13 protein-coding genes are annotated in these 12,604 nt (G+C 65.1%); 4 read left to right on the top strand and 9 right to left on the bottom strand.

Going from position 1 to position 12,604, the window contains the following annotated elements; all coding sequences use genetic code 11:
• Positions 1 to 106 precede the first annotated feature (106 nt).
• The 4 genes from AC1RRT_RS15815 to AC1RRT_RS15800 all read left to right on the top strand — a co-directional run bounded on the left by AC1RRT_RS15815 (position 107) and on the right by AC1RRT_RS15800 (position 5,147).
• Entirely contained in the window at positions 107 to 1,132 is a 1,026-nt protein-coding gene (locus AC1RRT_RS15815; protein WP_493014772.1) for a TRAP transporter substrate-binding protein, read from the top strand.
• 68 nt (positions 1,133 to 1,200) lie between these two features.
• On the top strand, positions 1,201 to 3,081 hold the full coding sequence (locus AC1RRT_RS15810) for a TRAP transporter large permease (RefSeq protein WP_493014771.1): 1,881 nt from the start codon (positions 1,201 to 1,203) through the stop codon (positions 3,079 to 3,081).
• Positions 3,082 to 3,083: 2 nt separating this feature from the next.
• Positions 3,084 to 4,139 (top strand): LacI family DNA-binding transcriptional regulator, encoded by a 1,056-nt coding sequence (locus AC1RRT_RS15805; RefSeq protein WP_493014770.1) that lies wholly within the window; start codon positions 3,084 to 3,086, stop codon positions 4,137 to 4,139.
• Between the two features lie 12 nt (positions 4,140 to 4,151).
• The gene (locus AC1RRT_RS15800; RefSeq protein WP_493014769.1) at positions 4,152 to 5,147 is read left to right on the top strand and encodes an NAD(P)-dependent oxidoreductase; all 996 of its coding nucleotides are present in this window, start codon (positions 4,152 to 4,154) and stop codon (positions 5,145 to 5,147) included.
• A gap of 3 nt (positions 5,148 to 5,150) precedes the next feature.
• Here AC1RRT_RS15800 and soxA read toward each other — a convergent pair whose 3' ends face one another.
• From soxA to AC1RRT_RS15755, 9 genes are all read right to left on the bottom strand, one after another.
• On the bottom strand, positions 5,151 to 5,921 hold the full coding sequence (soxA, locus tag AC1RRT_RS15795) for a sulfur oxidation c-type cytochrome SoxA (RefSeq protein WP_493014768.1): 771 nt from the start codon (positions 5,919 to 5,921) through the stop codon (positions 5,151 to 5,153).
• The gene (soxZ, locus tag AC1RRT_RS15790; protein WP_493014767.1) at positions 5,918 to 6,238 is read right to left on the bottom strand and encodes a thiosulfate oxidation carrier complex protein SoxZ; all 321 of its coding nucleotides are present in this window, start codon (positions 6,236 to 6,238) and stop codon (positions 5,918 to 5,920) included. Before soxZ ends, soxA begins: the two co-directional genes overlap by 4 nt.
• 4 nt (positions 6,239 to 6,242) lie before the next feature.
• Positions 6,243 to 6,692, bottom strand: a complete 450-nt coding sequence (locus AC1RRT_RS15785; protein ID WP_493014766.1) for a SoxY-related AACIE arm protein — start codon at positions 6,690 to 6,692, stop codon at positions 6,243 to 6,245.
• Positions 6,689 to 7,135 carry a sulfur oxidation c-type cytochrome SoxX gene (gene soxX, locus AC1RRT_RS15780; RefSeq protein WP_493014765.1) on the bottom strand — a complete coding sequence of 149 codons (447 nt, stop codon included), beginning with the start codon at positions 7,133 to 7,135 and terminating at the stop codon, positions 6,689 to 6,691. Before soxX ends, AC1RRT_RS15785 begins: the two co-directional genes overlap by 4 nt.
• Complete coding sequence (locus AC1RRT_RS15775; protein WP_493014764.1) at positions 7,132 to 9,306, bottom strand: xanthine dehydrogenase family protein molybdopterin-binding subunit; 2,175 nt, start codon at positions 9,304 to 9,306, stop codon at positions 7,132 to 7,134. Before AC1RRT_RS15775 ends, soxX begins: the two co-directional genes overlap by 4 nt.
• A 17-nt stretch (positions 9,307 to 9,323) precedes the next feature.
• The gene (locus AC1RRT_RS15770; protein ID WP_493014763.1) at positions 9,324 to 9,806 is read right to left on the bottom strand and encodes a (2Fe-2S)-binding protein; all 483 of its coding nucleotides are present in this window, start codon (positions 9,804 to 9,806) and stop codon (positions 9,324 to 9,326) included.
• Between the two features lie 228 nt (positions 9,807 to 10,034).
• The gene (locus tag AC1RRT_RS15765) at positions 10,035 to 10,952 is read right to left on the bottom strand and encodes a 3-hydroxyacyl-CoA dehydrogenase NAD-binding domain-containing protein (protein ID WP_493014762.1); all 918 of its coding nucleotides are present in this window, start codon (positions 10,950 to 10,952) and stop codon (positions 10,035 to 10,037) included.
• A 25-nt stretch (positions 10,953 to 10,977) separates the two neighbouring features.
• Positions 10,978 to 11,715 (bottom strand): CoA-transferase, encoded by a 738-nt coding sequence (locus tag AC1RRT_RS15760; RefSeq protein ID WP_493014761.1) that lies wholly within the window; start codon positions 11,713 to 11,715, stop codon positions 10,978 to 10,980.
• Complete coding sequence (locus AC1RRT_RS15755) at positions 11,712 to 12,524, bottom strand: CoA transferase subunit A (RefSeq protein ID WP_493014760.1); 813 nt, start codon at positions 12,522 to 12,524, stop codon at positions 11,712 to 11,714. Before AC1RRT_RS15755 ends, AC1RRT_RS15760 begins: the two co-directional genes overlap by 4 nt.
• Positions 12,525 to 12,604 lie beyond the last annotated feature (80 nt).

Genomic DNA, 12,604 nt, shown 5'->3' with positions numbered 1-12,604 from the left:
GTATGCGTGAATGAGGATTGACAACTACCCCCCTTATCGCCAAGGTAAATCGATTTAGTAAATCGATACACAAAACAAGAAACCGTCAGGGAAAGGAAACACCATCATGCCGATTTCACGCCGCAGCTTCATCAAGACCGGTACCGGGGTGGCCGCCGCCTCGCTGTTCGCCTCGCCCGCCATCCTGGCCCAGGCGGCGCCCATCACCTTCCGCGTCTCCTCCTCGATGCCGATCGACCCCAATGCCGCGCATCATGTCTGGTTTGACCTGTTCCAGAAGAACCTGAAGGCCAAGGTCGGCGACAAGATCCGCCTCGACTTCTTCCCCAACAGCCAGCTCGGCAAGGAAGCCGACGTGGTGCAGCAGGTCATCATCGGCTCGGTCGACATGATGATCACCGGCTCATCGATCTGGGCCACCGCCGTGCCGGAACTCGGCGCACTTGATCTCGGCTTCCTGTTCGACAACTACGCCCATGGCGCCAAGGCGCTGGATACCGGCGTGGGCAAGACGTTTGAGTCGATGCTGGAAGAGCGCAAGGGCATCAGCGTTCTGGGCTGGGGCTTCCATTTCGGCGCCCGCAGCGTCTACACCCGCGCCAAGGCCGAGAACCTGGCCGGCCTGAAGAGCGTCAAGCTGCGCGTGCTGCCGGCGCCGGCCTTCATCGAGACCTTCAAGATCATGGGCGCCGTGCCGGTGCCGATCCCGGTCAACGAGCTCTACACCGCGCTGCAGACCGGCGTGGTCGACGGCTTCGAACATGACCCGGCCACCGTGCTGTCCAACCGCTTCTATGAAGTGGCCAAGTTCTGCCTGCGCACCGACCATCTGTTCAGCCCGATGATCTGCGCGCTGGGCAAGCGCGGCATGGCCAAGCTGACCAAGGACACCAAGGACGCCTTCCTGGCCGCCGCCAAGGAAGCGACCATCGCCGAGCGCGCCATCGCCGACGCCAAGGCGACCGAGGCGATGAAGGAACTGGAAAAACTGGGCGTCACCTTCACCGCGTTCCCCGCTTCTGATCGTGCTGCCATTGCGAAGCCGATCTCGGAGACGCTGTATGCGCAGTTCATGACGCAGTATCCCTCCACCAAGCCGGTCTTCGACGCCATCGCCAAGGCGCGCGCCTAACCGGACAGACTGGTCAAGCCCGGCCCTGCGGTCGCACGCAGGGCCGGCGCTATAAAGGGAAGACAGACATGAACAGCATGGCCGCCGTCGACACACCGATCCTCTATGACCGCTATGGCCGCGGCGGCGCGCTGCTGCGCAGTGGCCTGCATGTGATCGAGCATATCGCGGCCATCGCCCTGCTGATCGACGTGCTGGTCGTCTTCATCTCGGTGATTTTCCGCTACTTCCTGCATGACCCGGTTGACTGGGCCGAGGAAGTGGCCCGCGCCCTGATGGTGGCGCTCGTCTTCTTCGGTGCGGCCACCGCGCTGGGCCGCAGCCACCATGCCGGCATCGACGTGTTCCGCGCCGCCTTCCCGCCGCACTGGCAGGCAGCGCTGGTACAGACCGGCCGCTGGATCGTGGCCGGCGTGGCGCTGGCCCTGCTGGCAACAACATATTCTTTACTGGAAGAGAGCGCCGGCCAGACCACGCCGCTGGGCCTGCCGCATGGCATCTACGTCTATCCGGTGCTGCTTGGCAGTCTGGCGATGACCGTCTTCGCGCTGGCCAATGCCTTCGAGGCGCCGCGCAGCCTGGCGCTGGGCACATTGGTCGGCACCATCATCTTCTGCGCCGTCATCTGGGCCTGGCACAGCCTGCACTGGGCCTCGGCGCCCTCGCCGCTCGCCCTGCTGCTGGTGGGCTTCATCGGCAGCGTCGTCATCGGGGTGCCGATCGCCTTTGCGCTGGCCTTTGCATCCCTGGTGTATTTCCTCGCCGATCCCTCGCTGCCGATGGTGATCTATTCGCAGCAGGTGGCGGCCGGTGCCGATCACTTCGTCTTGCTGGCAATTCCCTTCTTCGTGCTGGCCGGCCTCGCCATGGAAGCCAATGGCATGTCCTCGCGCCTGATCGAGCTGCTGCTGCGGTTGATGGGCCGGATGCGGGGTGGCATCAACCTGATCACCATCGTGGCCACGGCGGTCTTCTCGGGCATCTCGGGCTCCAAGCTGGCCGATATCGCGGCCGTCGGCGGCATCATCATGCCTGCCGTGCGCCGCAGCCGGCAGGATCCCAACGAGACTGCAGGACTCCTTGCATGCACGGCCGTTATGGCCGAGACCATCCCGCCCTGCGTCAACATGATCATCTTCGCCTTCGTCGCCAATGTGTCGGTCGGCGGGCTGTTCGTGGCGGGCCTCATGCCGGCCGCCTTCCTGGCATTGCTGCTCGCCGCCGTCGCCATCTGGTTCGGCGGCAAGGTCGAACCGCAGTATCTGAAAGCCAGTGATCGCTCGATGGCCCAACTGGTCGGCGGCTCGCTGGTCGCGCTGGTCATGATCCTGATGGTCGGCCGCGGCGTCACCGCCGGCGTGGCGACCTCGACCGAGGTCTCGGCCTTCGCCGTGGTCTATGCGCTGGTGGTCGGCGGCCTCGCCTTCCGCGAGTTGACGGTGAAGGTGACGGTGAGGCTGTTCGTGCAGTCCTCCGCCATGGCCGGCAGCATCCTGTTCATCGTGGCGGCGGCCAGCGGATTCGCCTATGCGCTGACCATCGAGCAGATTCCGACCCTGATTTCACACACCCTGATCGACTTCGGCCGCAACTACGGCAGCATGATGTTCGTGGTGGTGGCGACGCTGGTGATGATCTTCTTCGGTGCCGTGCTGGAGGGTGCCCCGGCGCTGATCATCTTCGGGCCGCTGCTGACCCCCATCGCGGCCCAGCTCGGCGTCAACCCGCTGCATTTCGGCACCATCATGGTGATCGCCATGGGCTTCGGACTGTTTGCTCCCCCTGTAGGATTAGGCCTGTTCGCCACCTGCACCATGACCGGCACGCGGGTCGAGGACGTGGCGCGGCCAATGGCGAAATACCTTGCCATCCTCGCGCTGGGAATAATTATATTGATCGTGTTCCCGTCCTTCTCGCTCTGGCTTCCGGCGCAATTCGGTATGAACTGATCATGTCCACCATCAGCGACGTAGCCCGGCTCGCCAAGGTCTCGACCTCCACGGTCTCCAACGTGCTCAACGGCCGCACCGACCGCATGAGCAAGGAGACCCTGAGCCGGGTCGAGCAGGCCGTGGCGCTGCTCGGCTTCCAGCCCAACCGCGCCGCCCGCCAGCTCAAGACCGGCCAGGCGCAACTGCTCGGCCTGCTGGTGCCCTCCATGGCCAATCCCTCCTATGGCCTGCTGGCGCGCGAGATCGAGACCGTGGCGCAGCAGCAATACGGCTACCGCGTCATCGTCGCCAATACCTACCGCAAGGCCGAACAGGAGCGCGCCTTCCTCGACGACCTGTGGTCGCAGGGCGTGCGCGGCGCCATCGTCATCTCCTCGCTGGCCGACGAGACCCATTTCGAGGAACCGGTGGCACGCGGCCTCGCCGCCGTCAGCTATGACAGCCACGCGCGCCGTGATCGCCAGCCGATCCTGGATTACGTTTCGGCCGACAACGTCGCCGGCGCCGGTCTGGCCGTACAGCATCTGGCCGAACATGGCCATCGCACCATCGCCTTCCTCACGCCGTCCGGCTGGACCTTCAGCCGCGCCGAGAAGCGCGAGGGCTTCCTCAATGCGGCCAAGGCCGCCGGCATGCAGGCGGTGATCATCGCAGGCAGCACGGCCTCGCATTACGCCGACGAGGAGATGGCGGAACTGGGTCAGAGCCTGGCCGAGCCGCTGGTCAAGCATCCCGACAAACCGACCGCCGCCGTCGCCATCAACGACATGATGGCCGTCGGGCTGATGGCCGGCCTGCGCGAGCGCGGCCTGACGCTGCCCGACGACATGTCGGTGATAGGCATGGACGGCATTCCGCTCGGCGCCTATACCGCGCCGCCGCTGACCACCGTGCGCCTGCCGCTGCCCGAGCTGGCCCGCACCATGGTCGACCGCATCATGCTGCGCCTGAAAGAGCCCGACACGATGCCGGACGAATTCCGCTTCAAGTCCACGCTGCTGGTGCGCGGCTCGGTCGCCCCGCCGGGCAAGCCGCGCCGCAGCCTGTCCCATTGATCGAGTTTCATCATGCGTATCCTGCTCTGCCACACCCCTGACGCCCTGAAGAACTATTACGGCGAGGAAGCCTTGGCTGCCCTGCGCAGGCATGGCGAGGTGCAGTTGCATGACCGCGCCACGCCGCTGACGCCGGCCGAGCTGATCCAGCGTGCCCGCGACTGCCAGGTGATCGTGTCGGACCGCCAGACCACCGGCCCGGCCGAAATCTTCGCAGCTTTGCCCGAGCTGGTCGCCTTCGTGCGCTGCGCCATGGATATCCGCAATATCGACCTGGACGCCGCCAACAAGGCCGGCGTGCTGGTGACGCGCGCCACCGCCGGCTTCATCGACGCGGTAGCCGAACTGGCCATCGGTTTCATGATCGATCTGTCGCGCGGCGTGAGCAGCGCCGTGCAGGCCTATCGCAACGGCCAACCGCCCGCCATCCGCATGGGTGTGCAGCTCTCGAAATCCAGCGTCGGCATCATCGGCTATGGCGCCATCGGCCAGCGGGTTGCGAAACTGGCGCATGCCATGGGCATGACGGTGCTGGCCGCCGATCCGGCCGTGACGATCACCGAGCCTTATGTGGAACAGGTGGCGCTGTCGCATTTGCTGCATGCGTCGCGCTTCGTGATCTGCCTGGCACCCGCCAATGCGCAGACCGAAAACCTGATGAACGCGCAGGCTTTTTCCGCCATGAAAGCTGGCAGCTACTTCATCAACCTGGCGCGCGGCGAACTGGTGGATGAAGCAGCACTCGTCCAGGCGCTCGACTCCGGCCATCTGGCCGGCGCGGCGATGGATGTCGGGCGCGCACCGGACCAGATGCCCTCAGCCGTCCTTGCCGGCCGCAGCGATGTGATTGCCACGCCGCATATCGGCGGGCTGACGCCGGCGGCGATCCAGCATCAGGCCTTCGATACCGTGCGGCAGGTGGCGGCACTGGCCGAGGGCCGCATGCCCGATCTCGCCGTGAACCCGGATATGGCAACGCGGCTGAAGCGACTGGGCGTTACGGCCTGACGCCTAAGGTCTGACGGCAGGCGTTTCCAGCGCCATGCCTTTGGCGCGATCGGCCAGATACAACTCCAGTTCAATCATCTCTGGCGCGCCGTAAGCGAACGGCTCGGCGCGCACGCCGGTCATGCAGTTGCGCAGGCGGCGCTGCAGCGAGCCCATGGCCTGCCATTCCAGGCGATAGATCGGATAGCCGGTCGGATGCGCCTGCGGGATCGGGCTGCCGGCCAGCCGCTTGCCCCAGTTGTCGTCATGGCATTGCGCGCAGGAGAAATTGAGCTGCCCCATCGGCGTGGAGAATAGCGCCTTGCCGCGCGCGCGCGTCCCGGCCAACCGCGGATCGTCGGGCGGCGCGATGGGCAGGCCTTTCGACTGATGGCCGATATAGGCGGCAAGCCCGAGCAGCGGGCGGCTCTCCGGCTCAAACACTGGCTGCTGCTGATGGGCCTGGCGGCAGAGATTGATGCGCTGCTCCAGGTCGATGGCCCGGCCGCTCTTCTCGTCAAAGGCCGGATAGCGCACGGCGACGCCGCGCATGCCGACCGTCGCATCATTATGGCAGCCGGCGCAGGACTTCGCCGTCGCGGACGGCGCTTCGCTCCACAGGCTTTCGCCATCGGCGACCCAGAGCATGCCGGAGTTGAGTGTTTCGTCCTGCTGCATGGCCTGGGTCTCGCGACTCATGAAGCTGAAGCCCGAGCGGCGCTCGTCTTTCGGAATATCGGCGGCCAGCGCGGCCGTCGCCATGACAGCGATAACGGCCGGCAGTAACCGGATCATGTCACGGCAATGGTCATGGTTTCGGTCTGGCTGAAACCGTTGTCGCCGTCCCAGGTGAAGGTGATCTGGCCGCTGGCCGTGGCAATGGTGGTGAAGCTGATGAAGGGATTGGCGGCGGTGGCCGGATAGAAATCGGCGCGGAAGATTTCCTCGCCGGCATAGCGGCAGGTGAACTTGCGCAGGATGTCGCGCGGCACGATCCTGCCATCCGCGCCGGGTCGGAAGCCCGTTTCCATGACATGGGAAATCATCGCCTTGATCTCGATGATCTCACCCTTCTTTGCCGTCTTCGGCACGCTGATCAGAGCCCGGGCCATGATGTCACTCGATACAGGCTGCAAGGGTGACGATGACTTCGACCTGGTCGGACCAGAAACTGCCATCACTGAAGGCGCCAATCGCCGTCACGCGCTGCGAGGTCGCCAGCCGCATGCGGGTATTGACCACGGCGCGGCCGGCGCGCGGGCCGAGATGGAAGGTCGCCACATTGGGCTGCGGATTCTGCTCGGTGAAAATGGCGAAGGCGCGCACATGATCGGCCTGGGTCATCGGGCTGTCGGCCTTCAGCGTGACCGAGACCGAATTGCCATTCTCGACCAGCGGCGGCAGGTCGAGCTTGACGCGGCCCGGCTGCACCTTGGCGCCACCGGTGAATTCATTGATCGCCGCCGCCAGCTCGGCCGGCGTGGTGGCGAAGGCCGGGCGCAGCACCAGCAGGCTGGCCGCGCCCACGATCGCTGTCCGTCTGGTGATGATCAGTTGCCTGTTCACTCGCGCAATCCCGTCAGAAATGCCACAACATCCTCGATCTCGGCGGCCGTCAGCACCGGCTGGTCGCGCCAGGCGGCGCCGACATGACTGAGGCCTTCGATACGATAGTAAGATGGCATGATGGTGTCCGGGTTCAACCGTCTGGAATCCACAATGCGCAGACGTAATTGCCCGGCCGACCAGCGCGTCCCCGCTCCGTTCAGCGGCGGTGCCAGATCCCCCTGGAACCGCTCTTCCGGAAACGGCCCGGTATGGCAGAGCAGGCACAAACCTTTCTGGCGGCTGGCAACGATGGCGCGGCCGCGCTGCGCATCGCCGGGCTTCCCGGTCAGCGATTGCAGGATCGCATCACCTGTTATTGTGTAAGCGACCGGCAGTTCGGCCCTGGCGGATAACGCCGCCAGGGCCAGAACGCCGGAAACGACAGCCGTCCGAAACCTCACGCCGACTTCAGATCGGTATTCTTCATCGGCAGGTCACGGATGCGCTTGCCGGTGGCGGCAAAGATCGCGTTCAGCACCGCCGGCGCAGCGACGGCAATGGTGGGTTCGCCCACGCCGCCCCAGAAGCCGCCAGAGGCCACGATCACCGTCTCCACCTTCGGCATCTCGTCGATGCGGATCATCGGATAGGTGTCGAAGTTCTCCTGCTCGATACGGCCATTGGCCACCGTGCACTCGCCATAGAGCGCAGCCGTCAGACCATAGACGAAGGAGCCTTCGACCTGGGCCGCGATCTGCTGCGGATTCACCGCATGGCCCGGATCGGTAGCCGCCACGATGCGGTGCACCTTGATCTTGCCGTCCTTGCCGACCGAAACCTCGGCGCAGGCGGCAACATAGGAGCCAAAGCCCATGGTCTGGGCCAGACCGCGGAAGATGCCGGCGGGCGCCGGCTTCGACCATTCGATCTTGTCGGCCACCGCATTCAGCACCGCGAGATGCTTGGGGTGGTTGGCCATCAGCTTGCGGCGCAGCGCCAGCGGATCCTGCTTGGTCTCATGCGCCAGCTCGTCGATGAAGCTCTCCAGATAGATGGCATTCTGGTTGAGGTTCACCCCGCGCCAGAAGCCTGGCGGCACATGCGGGTTGCGCATGGCATGGTCGATCAGCAGGTTCGGGAAGGTATAGCCGATCGAGGCTTCCGCACCGCCGGCCGGATTGAGGCCCTGGAAGACCACAGGATCAAGCCCGTTGCGGATATTCTGCGGGAAGATGCCGGCGACAATCGACTGGCCGGAGATCCGCATATGCAACCCGGTGATCTCGCCCTTGTCATCCAGCCCGGCCGTCATTTTGCACTGGGTGACCGGATGGTAGCGGCCATGGGTCATGTCTTCTTCGCGCGACCAGATCAGCTTGATCGGCGTGCCGGGCATTTCCTTGGCGATGGCAACCGCCTGACGCACCCAGTCATGCACCGCGCCACGCCGGCCGAATCCGCCGCCGAGATGCAGCTTGTAGACCTCGCACTGTGCCGGCGGCAGACCCGAGGCTTCGGCAGCCGCGGCCAACGCGGCCTCGCCGTTCTGGGTCGGCGTCCAGACCTCGCAGCGCTGCGCCGTGTATTTCGCCGTGGCGTTCATCGGCTCCATGGTGGCGTGGTTCTGGTACGGATAGCTGTAGGTCGCCGTGACGATCTTCGCGGCGCCTTTCAGCGCCGCCTCGACATCACCGACCTTGTTGCCGGCGGCGGCGTCCTTGGCGTCCAGTCCTTCCTTCAGCACCGCCGCGATGGTGGCGCTGGAGACCTTGGCATTCGGACCCTCGTCCCATTCGATGGTCATGGCGTCGAGGGCGCTTTTCGCCCGCCACCAGGTATCGGCGACCACGGCCACAGCACTGTCGCCCACCTGCACGACCTTCTTCACGCCGGGCTTTTTCATCGTGCCGGCCGCGTCGAAACTCTTCACCTTGCCGCCAAAGACCGGGCAGTCCTTGATCGCGGCATTCAGCATGCCGGGCAGCTGCAGGTCGATGCCATAGACCTGCTTGCCGGTCAGCTTGTCGACCGTGTCGAGGCGCTTCACCGGCTGGCCGGCGATCTTCCAGTCCTTCGGGTCCTTCAGCGCCACGTCGGTGGGCGGCGTCAGCTTGGCGGCGGCATTGGCCACCTTGCCGTAGGTCGTCTTGCGGTTCGACGCCTTGTGCGTGATGACGCTCTTCTCAACCGTGCATTCGGCCGCCGGCACCTTCCACTGTTCGGCCGCGGCCTGCACCAGCATCATGCGCGCGGCAGCGCCGCCCTTGCGGACATAGTCATGCGACTCACGGATGCCACGACTGCCGCCGGTGGAGAAATTACCCCAGGCGCGGTTGCGCGCGAGATTCTGGCCGGGCGTCGGATATTCGGTGGTGACCTTCGACCAGTCGCATTCCAGTTCCTCGGCGACGAGCTGCGCCAGACCGGTGAGCGAGCCCTGCCCCATTTCCGAACGCGCGATGCGAATCACCACGGTATCGTCGGGCTTGATCACAACCCAGGCATTGATCTCGGGCGCCGGCGCGGGCGTCTTCTGCTGCGCCGAGGCAAAGGGGATATGGAAGCCGACGGTGAGACCGGCGGCGGCGGACCCGGTGATGAAGCCGCGGCGGGAGGGCGTCATGACGTTCATGATGGTTCTCCTTCCCTTTAAGAGCGGCCGCGAGTGGCGGGCGCGCTGCCTGCCATCTCGGCTGCCTGATGGATGGCGCTGCGCACCCGGTTATAGGTGCCGCAGCGGCAGATATTGGTGAGCTCGGCGTCGATATCGGCATCGGTCGGCTTGGGCTTCTGCTTCAGCAGTGCCGCAACGGCCATGATCATGCCAACCTGACAGTAACCGCATTGCGGCACATCCTGGGCCAGCCAGGCCTTCTGCACCGGATGCGAGCCATCGGGCGACAGGCCCTCGATGGTGACGATCTTCTGTGCCTCGGTGAAGGCCGAGGCCGGCATGGCGCAGGAGCGGACCGCTTCGCCATCCACATGCACGGTGCAGGCGCCGCACTGAGCCACACCACAGCCATATTTGGTGCCGGTCAGCTTGAGCTGCTCGCGGATCACCCAGAGCAGCGGGGTGTCCTCCTCGGCTTTGAACTCGCGCACTTTGCCATTCACGTTGAGCTTGGGCATTGCTGGTCCTCCGGATCCGCGACAGGAATATCTGTGTGTGGGGTTGGACGTGGGGCCGTCCATTATGGGGTCTGCATATTACAACTCAGACCACCCCGTTCGTCCTAGAAAATTCCAGGCACGGAAATGTGATGCTGCACCGCAATCCGCATGGTTCCCTCGCGGTGACCATGGAGCAGCCCGCCAGTCCGACAACAACGCCTCTTTTTTGATCGGCGCTGCTGGAGCTTAGCCGCGGCGTTTTGCGCGCAATTTCAAGGTCTGCAGCAGCATGGCATCGCGCTCGGCGCTCAATTCTGCAATCGAGCGGCCGGCAGCTTCCGCCTCCACGCCCTGCACGATGGCAGCCTTCACGTCTTCGCTGAGCTGCGGATTGCCGAGCGAGGCCCAGCGCTTTTCCTGGCTGGGGCCGAGGTGATCGAGGTAATGCCGTATGCCGCCGTCACCGCCGCCCAGGTGATAGGTCATATGTGCGCCCTGGATCGACCAGCGCAGGCCCGGCCCCTCCACCAGCGCCTTGTCGACTGCCTCCACATCGGCGATGCCCTCGGCGACTATATTGACGGCTTCACGATAGAGCGCCGACGCCAGCCGGTTGGCGATATGGCCAGGCGCCTCGCGTTTCATGCGCACCGGCACCTTGCCCAGCGCCTCATAGAAAGCCATCACGCGCCGCACGACAGCATCATCGGTGCCGAAAATCTCCACCAGCGGCACCAGATGTGGCGGATTGAAGGGATGCGCGACGACAATCTGCGCCGGCTTCGATACACCCTGGGTGAGATCGGACCAGGCAAAGGAGGATGTGCTGCTGGCGATCACCGTGCCGGGTGCGGCATTGAAGATGTCGTTATACAGACGCCGCTTCAGTTCGATCTTCTCCGGCGCATTCTCCTGCACCAGATCGGCATCCGTGACGGCGGCGGACAGCCGCTTGAACAGCTTGACCTTGCCGCGCCCGCGCAGGCCAAGCTGCGCCAGTTGCTTGCGTGCGGCGGCCATGCGCGGCCGGAAAGCGTCGAGCGCCGCTGCATCCGGGTCCCAGACCGCGACATCGATACCGCCAGCGGTGAACAGCGCCGCCCAGCTTGCGCCGATCAGGCCGGCACCGACGATGGCTACGCGTTGCACGGGCTGTGCTGACATGACTCAAATCCTCGTTTCGTTGGGATCAGGCGCTGACGGCCTGGGGGAAAACTTTGGCGACGAAGCGCGGGTAGGTCTCGCCGATCTCAGCGGCGATCCGCCCGCGCATCAGGGTAAGGGTCACCTCGTCGGGCGCCGCCGTCTGCGGCACTTGATCGGGAACATCGAAATCGAAGCCGGTATTGTCGCGGACTTCCTCGACCGTATGCCCCGGATGCACGCTGTCCAGCCGGAAGCGGAGTTTCTGCCTGTCGAAGCTGAACCAGCAGAGATTGGTCAGCAGGCCGATGGGGCCGCCGGGCCGATAGGTGCCGTCATTCTTCGGGCCGGCCGAGGAAATGAAGTCGACCTTCGGCACCAGCACGCGGCGTGAATGCTCCTCACGGAACAGGATGACGCGCGGCACCAGATAATAGAGATAGCCCGAGCCGAACGAGCCCGGCCAGCGCACATCCATCTGCGGATACTGGCCGCCGGTCCCGACCAGATTGATATTGGCCTGCCCGTCAATCTGGCCGCCGCCGAGGAAAAAGGCATCAAGACGCCCTTGCGCGGCGATATCGAACAACTCGACGCCGCCGTCACAGAAGAAGTTGTGCCGCACGCTGCCCAGGATGTTGATCCGCAGCTTTGGGTCGCGGGCGCGCGCCAGCAGCGCGCCGGCGCCCGGGATCGGCGACGACGAGCCAACCGCGATGATGCGGCAGCCCTGCAGCAGCCCGGCGATGGTGTGGATCAGCAGTTCCTGGCGACTGAAACTCATTCCGCCGCCCGTCGGTCATGCACATAGGTATCGAGATAGCGGCAGAAACCCTCGTCCGTCTTCGCCAGCTCGCCGTATTCGCGCAAGTGCGCCTCGTCGTAATCGTAAAGGTCCCAGAGGCTGAGCGGCCAGGCGCCGCGTGGGGCGATCGCCATGCCGCCGATATAGGCCGCCGTCAACGTGCCGGCCGCAGACTCTTCCGTGGCCAGCAGATCGACATCGCGGATTTCCTCCACCGTCACCAGCGTGGTGGCCGCGGCATGCGCCATCGCCACCAGCTCGCGCCGGCGGCCGATGAAGACATTGCCATCGCGGTCGGCATAGGGCGCATGGAAAATCGCGACATCGGGACGGATGGCGGGCAGCAGCACGATGGGATCGGATTTTTCCTCGAAGGGATTGTCGATCACTGTCCAGTCCGGACGATTGGCCAACAGGTCGGTGCCGAGCAGGCCGCGCAAGGGCATGAAGGGCAGGCCCTTGCCGGCCGCCTGGATGGCCGCGTGAATGGCGGGGCAAGTCGCGTCCATCATGCGGAAGCTGCCGGCCTTGAGCGCGGCGGCGAAACGATACGCCGTGCCATATTCCCCCAGCGTGATGGCCGAGGTTTCCAGCGTGGCGACGCAGCCGGCGCCGATCAGCAGTTCGGCCTGCAGGCCGGAGACCGGCACGCCGACCAGGTGCAGGTTGCGGATGCCGCGCCGAATCATGGCATGGGTGAGCGCCATCGAAACGCCGGAATAATCCGGCGGCACGGCGATCTTGGCGCCGTCGGGGATCATCGCCGCAAGCTGGTCGAGACCGGTCATGGCGCCCTCCTGTTGCTTTCTCCGATCCTATTTAGGGGCAACAGGGCGTGTCGTCTATGCGGGAAAGGGCTGCGCCGCGC

The sequence above is a fragment of the Ferrovibrio sp. GW821-FHT12B10 genome (assembly GCF_058807515.1).
The sequence above is the reverse complement of the archived record's forward strand: the minus strand, read 5'-3'. Positions and strand labels throughout refer to the sequence as shown.

Excerpts from the sequence above, each read along its gene's own strand:
- AC1RRT_RS15760 (WP_493014761.1), bottom strand. The coding sequence starts at position 11,715 with ATGAGTTTCAGTCGCCAGGAACTGCTGATCCACACCATCGCCGGGCTG.
- AC1RRT_RS15805 (WP_493014770.1), top strand. The coding sequence starts at position 3,084 with ATGTCCACCATCAGCGACGTAGCCCGGCTCGCCAAGGTCTCGACCTCC.
- AC1RRT_RS15815 (WP_493014772.1), top strand. The coding sequence starts at position 107 with ATGCCGATTTCACGCCGCAGCTTCATCAAGACCGGTACCGGGGTGGCC.
- AC1RRT_RS15755 (WP_493014760.1), bottom strand. The coding sequence starts at position 12,524 with ATGACCGGTCTCGACCAGCTTGCGGCGATGATCCCCGACGGCGCCAAG.
- soxA (WP_493014768.1), bottom strand. The coding sequence starts at position 5,921 with ATGATCCGGTTACTGCCGGCCGTTATCGCTGTCATGGCGACGGCCGCG.
- AC1RRT_RS15770 (WP_493014763.1), bottom strand. The coding sequence starts at position 9,806 with ATGCCCAAGCTCAACGTGAATGGCAAAGTGCGCGAGTTCAAAGCCGAG.
- AC1RRT_RS15775 (WP_493014764.1), bottom strand. The coding sequence starts at position 9,306 with ATGAACGTCATGACGCCCTCCCGCCGCGGCTTCATCACCGGGTCCGCC.
- AC1RRT_RS15800 (WP_493014769.1), top strand. The coding sequence starts at position 4,152 with ATGCGTATCCTGCTCTGCCACACCCCTGACGCCCTGAAGAACTATTAC.
- AC1RRT_RS15765 (WP_493014762.1), bottom strand. The coding sequence starts at position 10,952 with ATGTCAGCACAGCCCGTGCAACGCGTAGCCATCGTCGGTGCCGGCCTG.
- AC1RRT_RS15810 (WP_493014771.1), top strand. The coding sequence starts at position 1,201 with ATGAACAGCATGGCCGCCGTCGACACACCGATCCTCTATGACCGCTAT.
- soxZ (WP_493014767.1), bottom strand. The coding sequence starts at position 6,238 with ATGGCCCGGGCTCTGATCAGCGTGCCGAAGACGGCAAAGAAGGGTGAG.